General features: G+C 35.6%; 14 protein-coding genes and 1 pseudogene. 7 read left to right on the top strand and 8 right to left on the bottom strand.

What is annotated here, in order from left to right; genetic code table 11:
- Window positions 1-5: 5 nt before the first annotated feature.
- Genes ACODS7_RS14930 through ACODS7_RS14920 form a run of 3 tightly spaced genes read right to left on the bottom strand, consistent with a single transcriptional unit; the run spans window position 6 to window position 2,907 of the window.
- Window positions 6-368: a cupin domain-containing protein gene (locus ACODS7_RS14930; protein ID WP_000909986.1), complete on the bottom strand. Its 363-nt coding sequence runs from the start codon at window positions 366-368 to the stop codon at window positions 6-8.
- 26 nt (window positions 369-394) lie between these two features.
- Window positions 395-1,957: an autoinducer-2 kinase gene (gene lsrK / locus ACODS7_RS14925; RefSeq protein WP_243168570.1), complete on the bottom strand. Its 1,563-nt coding sequence runs from the start codon at window positions 1,955-1,957 to the stop codon at window positions 395-397.
- The gene (locus ACODS7_RS14920) at window positions 1,957-2,907 is read right to left on the bottom strand and encodes a sugar-binding transcriptional regulator (protein WP_141527053.1); all 951 of its coding nucleotides are present in this window, start codon (window positions 2,905-2,907) and stop codon (window positions 1,957-1,959) included. The genes lsrK and ACODS7_RS14920 overlap by 1 nt, the downstream gene beginning before the upstream one ends.
- A gap of 179 nt (window positions 2,908-3,086) precedes the next feature.
- Between ACODS7_RS14920 and ACODS7_RS14915 the strand changes: the two genes are divergently transcribed.
- From ACODS7_RS14915 to lsrB, 4 genes are read left to right on the top strand one after another with little or no spacing between them, the layout of a single operon-like run.
- Entirely contained in the window at window positions 3,087-4,568 is a 1,482-nt protein-coding gene (locus ACODS7_RS14915) for a sugar ABC transporter ATP-binding protein (RefSeq protein WP_043936181.1), read from the top strand.
- Window positions 4,565-5,518 (top strand): ABC transporter permease subunit, encoded by a 954-nt coding sequence (locus ACODS7_RS14910; protein ID WP_029442628.1) that lies wholly within the window; start codon window positions 4,565-4,567, stop codon window positions 5,516-5,518. The genes ACODS7_RS14915 and ACODS7_RS14910 overlap by 4 nt, the downstream gene beginning before the upstream one ends.
- Window positions 5,515-6,501, top strand: a complete 987-nt coding sequence (locus ACODS7_RS14905; protein WP_243168571.1) for an ABC transporter permease — start codon at window positions 5,515-5,517, stop codon at window positions 6,499-6,501. The genes ACODS7_RS14910 and ACODS7_RS14905 overlap by 4 nt, the downstream gene beginning before the upstream one ends.
- Window positions 6,501-7,544 (top strand): autoinducer 2 ABC transporter substrate-binding protein LsrB, encoded by a 1,044-nt coding sequence (gene lsrB, locus ACODS7_RS14900; RefSeq protein WP_000823652.1) that lies wholly within the window; start codon window positions 6,501-6,503, stop codon window positions 7,542-7,544. Before ACODS7_RS14905 ends, lsrB begins: the two co-directional genes overlap by 1 nt.
- 49 nt (window positions 7,545-7,593) lie before the next feature.
- Here the strand turns inward: lsrB and ACODS7_RS14895 are convergent, their stop codons facing one another.
- The gene (locus tag ACODS7_RS14895) at window positions 7,594-9,096 is read right to left on the bottom strand and encodes a malate:quinone oxidoreductase (protein WP_000069138.1); all 1,503 of its coding nucleotides are present in this window, start codon (window positions 9,094-9,096) and stop codon (window positions 7,594-7,596) included.
- Window positions 9,097-9,476: 380 nt separating this feature from the next.
- On the opposite strand from ACODS7_RS14895, the gene ACODS7_RS14890 reads away from it, so the two are divergent.
- Window positions 9,477-10,523 carry a DUF2332 domain-containing protein gene (locus ACODS7_RS14890; RefSeq protein WP_053564153.1) on the top strand — a complete coding sequence of 349 codons (1,047 nt, stop codon included), beginning with the start codon at window positions 9,477-9,479 and terminating at the stop codon, window positions 10,521-10,523.
- A gap of 121 nt (window positions 10,524-10,644) precedes the next feature.
- On the opposite strand, the gene ACODS7_RS14885 is transcribed toward ACODS7_RS14890, so the two are convergent.
- The 4 genes and pseudogenes from ACODS7_RS14885 to ACODS7_RS14870 all read right to left on the bottom strand — a co-directional run.
- Window positions 10,645-10,995, bottom strand: a complete 351-nt coding sequence (locus tag ACODS7_RS14885) for a hypothetical protein (RefSeq protein WP_029442626.1) — start codon at window positions 10,993-10,995, stop codon at window positions 10,645-10,647.
- Window positions 10,996-11,116: 121 nt separating this feature from the next.
- Entirely contained in the window at window positions 11,117-11,599 is a 483-nt protein-coding gene (locus ACODS7_RS14880) for a hypothetical protein (protein WP_224980213.1), read from the bottom strand.
- A gap of 335 nt (window positions 11,600-11,934) precedes the next feature.
- On the bottom strand, window positions 11,935-13,272 hold the full coding sequence (locus ACODS7_RS14875) for an FAD-binding oxidoreductase (protein ID WP_043936172.1): 1,338 nt from the start codon (window positions 13,270-13,272) through the stop codon (window positions 11,935-11,937).
- Window positions 13,273-13,427: 155 nt separating this feature from the next.
- Window positions 13,428-13,592: pseudogene (locus ACODS7_RS14870) on the bottom strand (GNAT family N-acetyltransferase); the annotation flags it as partial.
- An 84-nt stretch (window positions 13,593-13,676) separates the two neighbouring features.
- Here ACODS7_RS14870 and ACODS7_RS14865 point away from each other — a divergent pair.
- Window positions 13,677-14,168, top strand: a complete 492-nt coding sequence (locus tag ACODS7_RS14865; protein ID WP_140163903.1) for a nitroreductase — start codon at window positions 13,677-13,679, stop codon at window positions 14,166-14,168.
- A gap of 213 nt (window positions 14,169-14,381) precedes the next feature.
- Window positions 14,382-15,106, top strand: a 725-nt coding sequence (locus ACODS7_RS14860) for an SH3 domain-containing protein (protein ID WP_488826979.1), incomplete at its 3' end; no start/stop codon positions are given.

Genomic DNA, 15,106 nt, shown 5'->3' with positions numbered 1-15,106 from the left:
CGAAATCACTCCTTCGTTAATGTTGGATTTTCCGTTTGTACCGTATCTTTATTTGGTAAATGTGGTGACTTTATAAAAACAGCTTTAAAAGGTTTATCAGAATGGTTAATCAGATAGTGAGATTCATGAGGGCGAACTTGCAGGACATCACCTTGTTTAATCGGAACTCTTTCGTTATTTACATAGAAGTCTATTTCACCTTCTAACGCATAAAAAACTTCTTCACACGTTGTATGATAGTGATTTTGAAACTCTTGCCCAGGCTGAATGACAACAAGACCAAGATCAATATTCGGGCCTTGTATTAAATATTTCGGCCCGTTATCACCGAAGCGATAGGAGAAATCATTTTCATTCGCTTTTAACATACAGTTCACTCCTTTATGTAAATGAGTTACAGTGCACCAGGTGCAATCCACATATGTGTTGTAAGTCCTTTATCAGCTAAAGCGAGCTGACTGCTATACACGGTTTTCCATGTTTCATAGAATTCCTTGTATAGCTCGTGATTTTCAGTGATTGGTTCAAATGTATTTTCCCACTGTACAAATTGTTCGGCAGTCTCTTCCATAGATGAATATATGCCAGCGCCAACTCCAGCAGCAATCGCAGTTCCTAAAGCAGCTGCTTCTTTCACAACTGGTACTTTTACAGGTATGCCGAGTACGTCTGATAGAATTTGTGGCCATAGTTTCCCTTTAGCCGCACCGCCAGCAAAAACAACTTCAGAAGGGAATGTACCAGTAAGATTTTCAATTAGTTTTAAGTTTCCAAGTGTAACGAAGGCCGCATTTTCTTCAATAGCACGGAACATTTCCTTTTTTCCGCATTTGTCAGCGTCTAAACTTAAATTTAAGAATGAAGGTGCGGCATGACGCCAAGAAATGTAGTTCATAACGTTTGAAAAAGTAGGGATAATACCATATGAACCTACAGGTACGTCTTTCGCTTGTTCTTCTAATAATTCATAAGCGTCTACACCGAGTTTTTCAGCGAACTTTTTTTCTTCTTGGCAAAAAGCGTCTCGAAACCAACGCATAACGAGGCCAGGGAAAAAGGCAATCGTTTCATATTGCCAAAGGTTCGGAACGACGTGACAATTTACTCGAATTGCAGCATTTGGATCCGTTGTTGACTCTGTAATATTCACTTCCTGTTGCCAAAAGCTGCCGCCGCATATTAAAGTTTGATTTGGCTTTACGACTCCAGTCCCGAGTGCTGCCATTTGAGCATCACCGCCGCCAGCGACGACAGGAATCCCTTCAAGTAAACCAGTTAGTGCTGCACACTCTTTTGTAACATTACCAATCACAGTGCCAGCTTCATTTACTTTTGGTGAAAATGGCAACGTTATACCACATTCTTTAGCGACATCGTTATCCCAATTTCTATTTTGTAAATCAAAGATTCCGGACGTACAACCGTTGGAAGGGTCGATTTGCAGTACGCCGCTTAATTTATACAAAATCCAATCATTTAACATCGTAAAGGAGTGAATATTGTTGTAGACGTCTGGTTCATGTTTTTTAATCCAAAGTAGACGTGGTAAAGCACTCAATGAAAAAGTTTGCCCAGATTTTCTGTATAAATCTTCTTCAAGATGTGAGCGGATTTCTTTTAGCTCACTAACTTCAGCGGATGCACGGCCATCAACATTTGCACATGCCCATATTTCTTGCCCATTTTTATTATATAAAACAAAACCTTCTCGCATACTTGTAGCGCTAATAGCTTGAATAGAAGAGGGAAGTATATTACTTTTTTGCAGAACTTCTTTCGTACACTGTTGTACAAGTTGCCAGTTTTCTTTTACATCAAAATTCATAGAACCGGGGTAACGAGGATCAGTTTTATGAACCCATTCTTTTTGGCTTACTGCAATTTGATTGCCATGTAAATCAAAGAGAACAGCTCGTATGCTTCCTGTACCAGCATCGAAAGCTAATAAAGTAGACATTAAGAATCACCTTCCTTTCTTAATAAGGAGAGCGCAGTTTCTTCATCAGTAATTAATGTATGAATAAATCTCCCTTTTAAAGCCCCATAAATGGCATCTATCTTTTGAGTACCTCCAGCCACACCAATGACATGCTTCATACTGCGAAGAATCGTAAGTGGTGTGCCAATTAGACGATTATGATGCGAGAGCTCTAATAACTCACCATTCGTATTATAAAACTGTCCTAAAATATCGCCCGCCCCATTTTGACTTCGAATATATGTCATTTCACGTAGCGTTAATTTTTCTTCTTTTACAATCGTAGCGTCTTGAGATAACCCGCCAATACCGACAACTGCTGTATGTGCAAGTGAAGCGACATGAAGCATATCTTTCACACTTGGTTCTGATAAAATACTTTGTGCCATTTCAGTAGAAGATGCTAGAAAAGGAGTAGGAATAATATGAAGATCACCTTGCATGTAGTGTAAATAGTTTTGTTTTCTTGGAAGATAGTGGTTTACTCCCCCTGTTAGCGTTACGAATGAAAGATTAATAGAACTTTCAAAATGAATGTTTTCTAGCATTTTACTTATTGTTTCACCCCAGCCGATGCCGAGTAAATCACCTTGTTGGAGATGAGTCTCTAAATATTGTGCAGCGGCTTTTCCGAGAGAAGTAGCATAATTGGCTATTGGAGTAGGGATAATAAAGGCATCTTTCAAGTGGAACTTTTTCATTAAGTCACGTTCAATGCTCAAGCAATGCAAACCGGTCCCTTTTACGTGAAATGTAACGATACCTTCACTGCGTGCCTTATCTAATAACCGGACGACTTTATTTCTTGAAATATGAAGAAGTGAAGCAATCTCTTGTTGTGTTAATTGATCTTTATAATAGTACCAAGCTACTTTAGTTAATAAATTTTCTTCAAAGTTCAGCTGTGACATACTCTTCATCCCTTTCAACAATTGACCAATGCTTAAACATATGTGTCACATATTTTGTTTATTCCAGTTGAAACGATTAATAGTACATTGAAAAAAGTGTTCTAGATATAAAAAAAGGAATATACAATGCTACAAAACAAGTAGAACAAATAATCATTTTCTCAAAAAATGTTCTGGATAAAGGCAGGTGACATCATGTGGAGAACGTACCTTTATTACAAATAAAGAAAATGAGTAAGGCGTTTTTAAATCAACTTGTATTAAAAGAAGTGAACTTACAAGTAGAGCGTGGAGATATATACGCTTTAGTGGGGGGGAATGGCGCCGGGAAATCAACATTAATGAAAATATTAACGGGGTTATATTCGTATGATGATGGAGAGATGTATGTAAAAGGAATGAAGCAACAGTTTTCAAATCCGTCAGAAGCACATAGAAAAGGTATTTATTTAATACCGCAAGAACCACTCATTTTTCCGCATATGACTATTGAAGAAAATATATGTATCGGGTTAAAAGAAAAGAAAAAGAAACTAAGAGTACAGATTCAGCAATTGATTAACAGTCTAGGGTGGGATATTGACCTTTATGAGTTAGGAGCATCATTATCCATTGCGCAGCAACAGTTAGTAGAAATCGTTAGAGGATTAATAAGAGAAGCTGAGATTCTTATTCTAGATGAGCCAACATCGACATTAACAACACACGAAATTAAGAGTCTTTTTGTGTTGATGAAAAGTTTACAAGAAAAAGGAATTGGGATGATTTATATTACGCATCGTTTTCCAGAAATCTTTGAAATTGCCAACAAAGTAGCAATACTACGTGATGGAATGATTGTAAGCCAAGGTGATGTATGTGACTATACATATGACATGCTAATGGAGGGACTATTGCCAAAAGGATATAAACAGAAAGAGAAAATAGAAGTAGTTCAAGAGACAGCAAGGACGAAAAAAATATTAGAAGTGGTTGATATAAATGGTCACGCATTCGAAAATATATCATTTACTGTACATGCGGGAGAGGTTGTAGGTGTTGCTGGCATTATAGGATCTGGCAGAACGGAATTAGCAGAAGCGATATTTGGATTGAAAACTATAAAATCAGGGTCTATCTTATTAGATGGAAAATCAATTGATACGTGTTCTTTGCATAAAAGGCTAGACGAAGGACTAGTTTATGTGCCAGAGGATAGGGCGAGGAATGGAATTTTCTCAATTGCTTCTGTTAAAGAAAATATTGCAGCAGCAAGTTTATATCAAAATAATCGCTTTTTTATAAATCAAGAAAAAGAAAGCGCTTTAGTTAATTTGTTTATAGAACAATTCCGAATTGTTGTACAGAATATGAATGAAGAACTCGCATCTTTATCGGGAGGTAATCAGCAAAAAGTCGTACTTGCGAAATATCTCGCGTGTAATCCAAAAATCATTATTCTTGATGAACCGACTCGCGGAATTGATGCGAAAGCAAGGCTTGAAGTGTATGAGACGATAGAAAAAATGAAAAGGGAAGGACTTGCAATTTTATTAATCTCTTCAGATGTTGAAGAAATTGTTCAATTAGTAAACCGTGTATATGTAATGAGAAATGGACGATTTGTTTCTCATATGGAAAAAGAACAACTGAGTGTGAATGAAGTTACACGCCTTGCAAACGGAGGTGTAGCGAAATGAAACGTATGTTAAAAATGCATGAAACGTCTATCATACTGTTACTACTAATGTATATAGCTATTGTAGGAATGATAAACCCTAGTTTTATTCAATTTAATTCATTATCTTTAATGATGAAATCTAGCGTTATTTTAGTCGTGCTAGCAATTGGCCAATCGTTCGTCTTATTTACGAAAAATATAGATGTATCAGTTGGTTCAAGCATGGGGTTAAGTGCAGCAGTTTGCGGAATGATGTTAACGAATGGGGATAGTGCATTCTTGTCGATATTTGTAGCTATTATACTTGGGGCCATTATCGGTTTCGTAAATGGTATTGGAGTTGCGAAGTTTCGGGTACCAGCCATTATTATGACATTAGGCATGTTAGGAATTGTTAGAGGTGCAATGTTAATTTTCACAGGCGGGAAGTGGATTGAAGATATTCCAAACGATTTTAAGCAGCTGTCATCTATCATCATTCTTGGTTTACCTATAACTGTATGGTTCGTTTTTATTATTTTACTACTACTATACTTCTTTTTAAGAAAAGTGCCATTGGGAAGATACTTTTATGCGGTAGGTGATAATGAAGATGGCGCGAGGCTTATTGGTATACCTGTTAATAAAGTGAAGATATATGCGTTTATGATTTCAGGCATAAGCGCTGCGCTCGCTGGTTGCATATTTGTTATGAATATCGGGTTCGTCCCAAATCAAACAGGTACAGGATTAGAATTACAAGTAATCGCAGCCGCTGTACTAGGAGGAATTCATTTAAAAGGAGGAACAGGTTCTATATTTGGAGCCGCATTAGGAGCATTGTTTCTAGAAGTGATAAGCAGCTCACTCGTCTTTTTAAAAATACCAGCATTTTGGAATAATGCCATTTCAGGCTTTTTATTATTACTCATCATCATATTAGATAGTGTTATGAAAAAGTGGAAGGCAAAAAGGAGGATGAATCTATGAAGTATTTATATAGATGGGAAGGGGTTCTAATTGTATTACTTCTTATAGAATTCATCCTTTTTAGTTTTATAAATAGTGATTTCTTAAATATTAGTAATCTCCTTTTTAGTACAAATGATTTCCTATTTATCGCAATTGCGGCGATACCAATGACTTTCGTTATTGTAACAGGAGGAATTGATGTATCGGTCGGATCAATAATGGGGCTCACTTCGATCTTGATTGGTGTACTTTGGATGAACGGAATACCTATTTTGTTTGCTGTCATAATCGCCCTAATAATTAGTTGTTTAGCAGGAGCTTTAAATGGACTCATTATAAAAATGACAGATGTAGAACCACTAGTCGTTACACTCGGAACGATGTTTTTATACGGAGGAATTGCGCTTGTCATTTCAGGAGGGGCGGGTGCTTCTGGATATGAAGGGATAAGCGGTTTACCTGATACTTATGTACAACTAGCAAATGGTAGTTTTATAGGAATACCCAATTTATTATGGTTACTTATTTCATTAACAATTGTATACACAATTTTGTTTCACCGAACGATATATGGACGCTACGTAAAATTAACAGGTGCGAATGAAAATACAGCAAAATACACCGGGATTAAGACGAAGAAAGTAGTAATCATTGCTTACATACTTTCTGGGTTAGGAGGTGGATTAGGGGGAGTTTTCTTAACTGCATATTTCGGTTCTGCACGTGCTGATATAGGAAGTGAAACAATATTACCAATCATTACAGCAGTCGTATTAGGCGGGACACTTATTACAGGTGGAAAAGGAAGTATTTTCGGTACTGTACTTGCAAGTATTTTTATAGGCCTTATGCAATATGGCCTACAAATGACAGGCTTAACAAATGAACAATCAAATGTCGTAATAGGTATTATCCTTATTCTTTCAGTTATTATGAGACATTTCAAATTACATCAATTTTTAGCGGGGAAAAGACAGAGTTGGCATAAGGGGGAAATGTAATGAAGAGAAAACTAGGGATTGTATTGATTGTATGTATTTGTTTAATAGGTTTAATCGCTTGTTCCAGTCAAACGGCAGATAAGAAAAAAGCGGATGATGTGAAATTTGCATTTATCCCGAAATTAACTGGAGTTGGCTTCTTTACATCGGGCGGTGAAGGAGCAAAGGAGATGGGAGATAAGCTAGGCGTACAAGTGAAATATGATGGGCCGTCTGAAGCGAGTGTATCAGGGCAAGTAAAGTATATAAATAATTTTATTAACCAAAATTATGATGCACTTATGGTTTCCTCTACATCAGTTGATGGTTTATCGCAATCATTGCAACGTGCTAAGAAAAAAGGAATGACTGTCTTAACGTGGGATTCTGATGTGAATCCCAAAGACCGTTCTTTTTATATAAGTCAAGGGACACCAGACCAACTTGCTAACTTATTAATTGAAATGACTTCCAAGCAAATTGGAGATAAAGGGAAAGTAGCGTTCTTTTATTCTAGTCCAACAGTAACGGATCAAAACCAATGGGTAACGAAAGCGAAAGAAATTATTAAAAAGAAATATCCGAACTGGGAAATTGTAACGACGCAGTACGGTGAAAATAATGCACAAAAATCTTTATCCGTAGGGGAGAACATATTAAAAACGTATCCAGATATTAACGCAGTTATTTGTCCAGATGCAACAGCACTCCCAGCCATGGCGCAAGCAGCTGAAAACTTAAAAATGGATAAAAAAGTAGTGGTAACTGGATTTTCTACACCGAACGTTATGCGTGATTATGTAAAACGAGGAACAGTACAACAATTCGGATTATGGGATGTCAAACAGCAAGGTGCGTTGGCAACTTATGTAGCAAATGAGATTGTTGTAAAAGGAAAGAAGTTAAAAGTAGGGGATAGCTTTGAAGTAAAAGGAATCGGAAAAGTGAAAGTAGAGCCAAACTCCATTCAAGGATATGATTATGAGGCAGAAGGAAACGGAATTATCGTATTGCCAGAACGAGTTGTATTTACGAAAGATAATATTGATAAGTATAATTTTTAGTAGACAAAAAAAACGTCCGAATATATCGGACGTTTTTTTTATTTCTTCATTAATTATGAACAGTTTCTTTTTCGTTTAATCCAAGTGTACGACCAGTCGAAGTGTGAAGATCTTGGAACAATCTTGGATTTTCAGTTAGTGAAATGCCATATGAAGGAATCATTTCTTTTATTTTTTCTTCCCATTCTACCATGCGGCTTGGGAAACATTTTTCTAATACTTCAAGCATGACGTGAACAGCAGTAGAAGCACCTGGTGATGCACCTAGTAATGCGGCGATTGAGCCGTCAGCTGCACTTACTACTTCTGTACCAAATTGAAGTGTTCCTTTACCGCCAGCATCAGTATCTTTAATTACTTGTACACGTTGTCCAGCAACTACAATATCCCAATCTTCACTTTTCGCGTTCGGAATGAATTCGCGTAATTCTTCCATACGTTTTTCATGTGATAACATAACTTGCTGAATTAAGTATTTTGTAAGTCCCATTTCTTTTACACCAGCGGCTAACATCGTTAAGACGTTATTCGGTTTTACAGAACCGATTAAGTCAAGATTTGAACCTGTTTTTAAGAATTTAGGTGAGAAGCCTGCGAATGGTCCAAACAGTAAAGCTTTTTTATTGTCTATATATCTCGTATCTAGATGAGGTACAGACATTGGCGGAGCACCAACCTTAGCTTTACCGTACACTTTCGCATGATGTTGCTCTACAACTTTTTGGTTTTTACATACCATAAATAGTCCACTTACCGGGAATCCACCGATATGTTTTGATTCAGGGATACCAGTCTTTTGAAGTAGAGGTAGGCTACCGCCACCGCCGCCAATAAAGACGAATTTAGCAGTATGATGCTCAATTTTACCACTATTCATATCGTGTACTTTTACTTCCCACAAACCATTTTTCGTGCGCTTAATATTTTCGACACTATGCTTGTAGTTTAGCTCGACATTTTTTGTTTTTAAGTAATCAAACAACATACGTGTTAATGCACCGAAGTTAACATCTGTTCCAGAGTCAATCTTCGTTGCCGCCATCGGTTCATTAGATGTGCGGCCTTCCATAATGAGTGGAAGCCATTTTTTTAATGTTTCAGGAGCATCAGAAAATTCCATTCCTTGAAACAGTGGATTTTTTGAAAGCGCTTCAAAACGGTTTTTTAGAAACTCAACATTTTTTTCCCCTTGTACTAAACTCATATGAGGTAGTGGCATAATAAAATCTTGTGGATTACGAATTAATTTGCTCTTTACAAGATATGCCCAAAATTGTCTTGAAAGCTGGAATTGCTCATTCACTTTTACAGCCTTACTAATATCTATAGATCCGTCAGCTTTTTCGGAAGTATAGTTCAGTTCGCATAGCGCAGAATGCCCTGTACCTGCATTATTCCATTCGTTAGAGCTTTCTTCCCCGGCACTTGCGAGTTTTTCAAAAACTTTAATTTCCCATTCTGGTGCTAATTCTTTTAGTAATGAGCCTAACGTTGCACTCATAATTCCTGCACCAATTAAGATAACGTCTGTTTTTTGCTGCATGTTGCTCATGATAATCTCTCCATCCCCTATATTGGCAAAAAAGTGTAGGTGTTTTCTATGTCTAAGCCGTAAAAGAGAAACACCGCCTAGGCCCCACCTAGGTGTATACCTTTTTTGTCTCAATTATATAACCATCTCATACTCTATTATAATAATTAATAGACTAAAATATCTAGTGTTATCTGATAATTTTAAACTATTTAACGTTTTATTCGCTAAAAATCTTATTTAACAAGCTCTTTTAAGGTGATAAATAGAAAAAAATTACAGTTTGAAATTATCTCGAAAAAGCTTACGTATCCTTAAGTGACTAAATCGAGTACCTTTTTATAGGATTATTCTTTCTATAACGGTAAGATTATTCTGAAAAATAAAAAGGAGGGACTCTAATGTGTACAAAAGAACAAATTTCAAACTTATTTCGAAACTTTTCAATAAAGGAATGTAAAGGGTCAAGTGATTTATATGAATATTTATCAATGAAAATTGCTGAAGATGAGGAAGTACTTACACTATCGTCCTATGCTCAGGTAGGTCAACCAGTCCCAAACTTACTATTAGGTGCAGTACATTATTTATTGCTAGCAGGGAAAGAACATCATTTAAAAACGTATTATAGTAGTTTAGTTGAAAATGCTGATACAAATTTAGATAAAGCTTTTAATCATTTTAAAGATTTCTGTAAAGAGTACCGAGAAGAAATCATTACTTTGTTACAAACGAAACTCGTTCAAACAAATGAAGTAAGAAGGTGCGCATACTTATACCCAAGTTTCTGCTACATATTTAACAAAGTGAAGAAGCCGTTAGCGTTAATTGAAATTGGGACAAGTTCTGGGTTGCAACTGTTCTGGGACCAATATAGTTATTCGTACGGGACGGATGAAATGTACGGAAATATAAATTCAAATGTGCATGTAACTTCTGAAATAAGAGGGGAGAATGTACCGCATTTTCTAAAAGAAAGCCCATCTGTCGTAGAAAGAATCGGACTGGACTTACATGTGAATGATTTACATAATGAGGAAGATTATTTATGGTTACGTGCTTTAATTTGGCCAGAACATAAAGAAAGGCTTGAGATGTTTGATCAAGCTGCATCTTTAGTGAAAAATGAATCTGTCCAATTCATAGAAGGAGACGGTGTAGAGCTATTATCATCTATTATTGAACAAATAAGTGAAGAAGCTGTTATTTGTATTTTCCATACACACGTCGCAAATCAAATACCAGAACAAGTAAAACATAAGTTAGAAAAACAAATACAAGAAATTGGCGCAAAACGTGATGTATTCCACCTTTATAACAACATGTGGGATCGTGACCTTCATATTGATTATTATATTAACGGAAACGAATATCGTGAAACGGTTGGAGAAACAGAAGGGCATGGGAGATGGTTTAGCTGGAAGATTGGAAATGAGACGCTTATTTAGATTAATATGGGTGCTCTCACTTGTAAAAGGTTCAAGCATTGACTAAATGACTAAGGAATAAATTTATTAGTACCATACAAAAAATGCTTGGGAGAAATCCTAAGCGTTTTTTGTATTACATTTAAACCCCATAATGGATCATGTACTTTTGTTCTGCTGTAGCTTGTTCAATTTTTGAAGCTAACTCATTCAGCTCATCAGAATTTATGAAGAACTTTGAAGATGTAACTGTTTCATAGAATATTGCTAATGATTCAGGCGGGATAATTGTAATACCGCAATAGGCTAAACCGTATTCCTGATTTTTGACTGTATGGAAGTAGGTTTTCATAATTGATAAATTTTGATTTAAACTACTGATAATATCATCATCAACAGAAATACAATGATATTTCTCTGGTGTATAATCTTCGTAATTTTTTTGAGTAGTAAAATCGTCAATTATTCCAAAATCATGGACAGATGCCATCATTATCATCCTTTCAAATTTAATAAAGTGATTTCTATTAAAGTAAAATGGTCATTCGTTTAAGTGTAATAGAAATAGTTATGTAGTTCATAAAATATCTTCGGTTCTTCTTCGTGAAGACAGTTTATTTATCGATAAACTCATCGGGAGCCCAAGTGACGATTTCATTCCCAGGTGTAGCGACTACAAGCCATTGCTCACATAGAACACCAGCTTGCCAACATTCATAATAATCATGAAAACCATTTAAAAAAATAATTTGTCCACTCTCTAATGTAATAATTAAATGAGGGCTTTCTAAGCCGAGTTGTATATCGGTAACTTTTTGTCTTCTTATCTTAAATATTCTTTCATATTCTTCTTCCTCAGAATAAACTTCAAATTCAGCTTCATTTAATGGGTATCTTTTTTGAGGTTTATTAAATAAACACCATTTGGATTCGATATTGATATATAATTGTCCGTCATAATCAACTGAGTCGTGAAAGTTTGTGAAATGAATCTTTATAGCGGCTGGAGAAATACCAAATTGTAATCCATCAACTTGTGATCCGATGAATAGATTTTTTAACACTTTTTCAGCGTAAATTTTATCCTCTTGATTCATTCTTGAAATCCTCCTTTTCTTAAAAATATACCTTATATTTTTATTGTAATAAATAAATTTTCATGTAAAATGAACCTTTTGTGAAAAACGAGCGAATATAGTGTGAAAGATCACGAGAGGGGAATGAAACTTTGGATGAAGTACAATTAAAAGAATGGCTATATAAACGAAAGTATGTTATCCAAAAAAGAGCTTGAGAAAGTTTTACTTTCGGTGATTGAATAGTTATTCGGTATAAGTGATTGATAATTATATTATGTAAACTTACTTTTACAAAACATCCATTTTTTAAAATGGATGTTTTGCATTTAGATAGATTAGGTGGAGTATATAGTTTAAAAAAGCGGAATACTTTGCGGAAAGTTAAAGACATTTTTCGGATCATATTTCGCTTTTACTTTCATTAATCGGTCAAAGTTGCAACTGAAGTATGCATCTGGCCAATTTTTAATGTAAAGGTCAGGCGTATTAACGTAGACACCTTTTGTAAAGGGGAGCATTGCCAAACGGAAATCTTCAACCCATCGAATACTTCCACCAGCACCTTCTGGTTGCCCCCAAGTAGCGAATATTGACATGTTTGATAGTGCTTTTCGGTAAAAATAAGCAGTCGCCTCATTTGGCACTTCAGCAACAGCACCGCCTAATCCGTGGAAAAATACGGAGGTGGTGGAAAAGGGAGGTGCATTATTAATAAAGTGATCGATAATGGATAGTCCTTCTGCTGGTAATAGTTCATATACATATGGACCAACACTTTTAAATGGTAAAGGTGTTGCAGGTTGCTTCTCAGCTATTTTCGCTGCTGCTTCTGCCCATGGTATTTCTTCGATAGTTACTTGCATTGGTGAACCGGCTTCTAGTAATGGCTGTAGTAGCGACTGCAATTCTTGTACAGAACCGAGAAATACACCTTGCATTAATAATGATGGTTCTAATCCTGCAGACATAAAAAGAGTAGTTGTAAGTCGTTTATTAGCGCAAGGTAGCGTATATTCTTGCCAAGAGGTTAATACAGGTTTTAAATCTGATATCCCCCAGCTTATTTCTGCAAATCCTACCGTATTAATTTTATGTGTTCGAAACTTAAACGAAGTACATATTCCAAAGTTACCACCACCAGCACCGCGCGAAGCCCAATAGAGATCGGAGTTACACTTGGCGTTAGCGCGTATTATACAACCATTCGCGTCTACCATTTCTAATTCAAGTAAATGATCGAGAGTCAATCCAAACGGACGAGAGAGAATACTATGTCCGCCACCTAAAGTAACACCTGCAATCCCGGGAGTAGGACAAACACCACTCGGCACAACTAATCCTTCAGCTGCAAGTGTTTCAATTAAAGAAATATTTCTCCATCCAGTCCCAATAGTTACAGTTCCATTATTGTGATCTATTTCTAATTGTTTCATTTCACTTACATCAATTACAAGACCAGCATTACTGACGGATAATGCCTCATAATTATGACGTCCAGAGCGCATGCGTATAGGAACGTTATGTAGCCTTGACCAGCGAACGGCGTTTACTACATCCTGTGTATTTTGAGCAAAAACAATGATTAACGGAAATTTGTTGAAGAATGTATTGAATTCTTCACGCGCTGAATTATAATCAGGATCATTAGGTGTAACGATACGACCAGTAAGTTCAATTTTTTGATTATTCATTTCAGTCATCTCTCCTTGACGTGAAATATTTATAATGTGGAAATACAGAACATAAAGAAGAACTGATAATACTTTATAAGTAAATGAATAAAGGAAGAGGATTATTCCAATAAAGAAAAAGGCAGTGCTACATAAGTAGCACTGCCTTTTTGTAATTATATGTATGTGCTCAAAATTTCCCCAGATAATCCATCAATCTCACAAACTTTCTCCGATGTAAAACCTACGCTTAGTAAAATTTTACGAGAAGGGATATTATTTGGATCGATCATTGCTTTTAGTACGTTTACATCTGTTTGCTTCGCTATTAAAGCTAGTTGTTAATTTTTGATTATGTACGTACATACAATGTGTAATTAAGTGAATGATCAACATAGTAATTACAGAAAGGGTGAATGAAGCGTATGAATCAATTTGAGCAAATGATGTACGTTGGTGTCATCATGTCTACTGTACTATCCGTAATGATTTTAGGGTCCTTATATTATAATCCTCGACTATCGTTAACTGATTATCCGAAAGATATTCAAAAAGCAGTTTTTCCAAAATCGATTCATGAAAAAAAGCAAACCATTTACTTTAATATTGTATATAATGCTATTCTTTTCGGTTGTCCTTTCGTTTCTACATATATATTACATAAGCATGAAAAATTATTGTATATTGATGCTTATTTACACACTTTTGGTATTTTAATGATTTTCAATTTAGTAGATTTACTTATAATTGATTGGCTAATTTTTTGCTGGATTACTCCAAGGTTTGTTGTGATTCCTAGTACGGCAGGTATGAAAGGATATAAAGATTATAAGTTTCATTTAAGAGGGGCTATAGTCGCTACTCAAATTTTAGCAATCGTAAGTTTATTTTTGGCGGGAATTGCAACAACTATTTAGTGTGAAGAAGGGCATGGGGCTTTTATAAAAGATAAGGAGATTTATAATATATAGAATTAGAAATAAGAATTTGTTAGTATTGAAGTGAGGAGTTTTAATAACAGTATATTAAGCCGTATTAATATACTGTTGCAAATGTTTTGATATTATGTAAAATTATACAATTTTACAGAGACATTTGATAAAATTCAAAAAAATATAATGGAGGCTAATATGAAAAAAGTAATTGGCGCAGGAACAGCAACTATTTTTGGATTGGGGGCGTTTACCACAACTGCTACCGCAGAAACAATCGTAACAGCAGATGTACTTAACGTACGTGAAAAACCGACTACAGAATCAAAAGTGGTCGAAAAAGTAAAGAATGGGCAAGAGTTAAAAGTCATCAATACCGAAGATGGCTGGTCAAAAATTGAATTGAACGGTAAAGAAGTGTTTGTAAGTTCGGAGTTTACAAAAGATGTGTATCATGTAACGGCGAATTTGTTAAATGTACGTACCGAAGCAAACACAGATTCAGAAATTCTTGGCAGACTAAAAAAAGATGATGTAATTGAATCAACGCATCAAGTAAAAGACGGATGGCTGCAATTTGAGTATAAAGGAAAAACTGCTTATGCAAACGTTTCTTTCCTATCAAGTACAGCACCAACTGAAAAGAAAACTGAAGAGAAAACGAAGCAAGTAACGAAAGTACAAAAATCAGTTAAAGAAAAGAAAGAAGTAAAGACGCAGAAAGTAGCAAAAGCGAAAGAAACAACGAAAGCACAAGAAATAGTAAAGCCTAAAGAAGAAGTAAAAGTCAAAGAAGAAGTAAAAGTTAAAGAAGAACCGAAAGCACAAGAAATAGTAAAGCCTAAAGAAGAGGCAAAGGTTAAAGAAAAAGTAAAAGTTAAAGAAGAACCGAAAGCACAAGAAATAGTAAAGCCTAAAGAAGA

Source organism: Bacillus sp. FG16, assembly GCF_057809515.1.
This window is presented reverse-complemented; position numbering and strand designations above follow the sequence as displayed.

Excerpts from the sequence above, each read along its gene's own strand:
- ACODS7_RS14890 (WP_053564153.1), top strand. The coding sequence starts at position 9,477 with ATGTGTACAAAAGAACAAATTTCAAACTTATTTCGAAACTTTTCAATA.
- ACODS7_RS14910 (WP_029442628.1), top strand. The coding sequence starts at position 4,565 with ATGAAACGTATGTTAAAAATGCATGAAACGTCTATCATACTGTTACTA.
- ACODS7_RS14885 (WP_029442626.1), bottom strand. The coding sequence starts at position 10,995 with ATGATGGCATCTGTCCATGATTTTGGAATAATTGACGATTTTACTACT.
- lsrB (WP_000823652.1), top strand. The coding sequence starts at position 6,501 with ATGAAGAGAAAACTAGGGATTGTATTGATTGTATGTATTTGTTTAATA.
- lsrK (WP_243168570.1), bottom strand. The coding sequence starts at position 1,957 with ATGTCTACTTTATTAGCTTTCGATGCTGGTACAGGAAGCATACGAGCT.
- ACODS7_RS14865 (WP_140163903.1), top strand. The coding sequence starts at position 13,677 with ATGAATCAATTTGAGCAAATGATGTACGTTGGTGTCATCATGTCTACT.
- ACODS7_RS14880 (WP_224980213.1), bottom strand. The coding sequence starts at position 11,599 with ATGAATCAAGAGGATAAAATTTACGCTGAAAAAGTGTTAAAAAATCTA.
- ACODS7_RS14930 (WP_000909986.1), bottom strand. The coding sequence starts at position 368 with ATGTTAAAAGCGAATGAAAATGATTTCTCCTATCGCTTCGGTGATAAC.
- ACODS7_RS14895 (WP_000069138.1), bottom strand. The coding sequence starts at position 9,096 with ATGAGCAACATGCAGCAAAAAACAGACGTTATCTTAATTGGTGCAGGA.
- ACODS7_RS14875 (WP_043936172.1), bottom strand. The coding sequence starts at position 13,272 with ATGAATAATCAAAAAATTGAACTTACTGGTCGTATCGTTACACCTAAT.
- ACODS7_RS14905 (WP_243168571.1), top strand. The coding sequence starts at position 5,515 with ATGAAGTATTTATATAGATGGGAAGGGGTTCTAATTGTATTACTTCTT.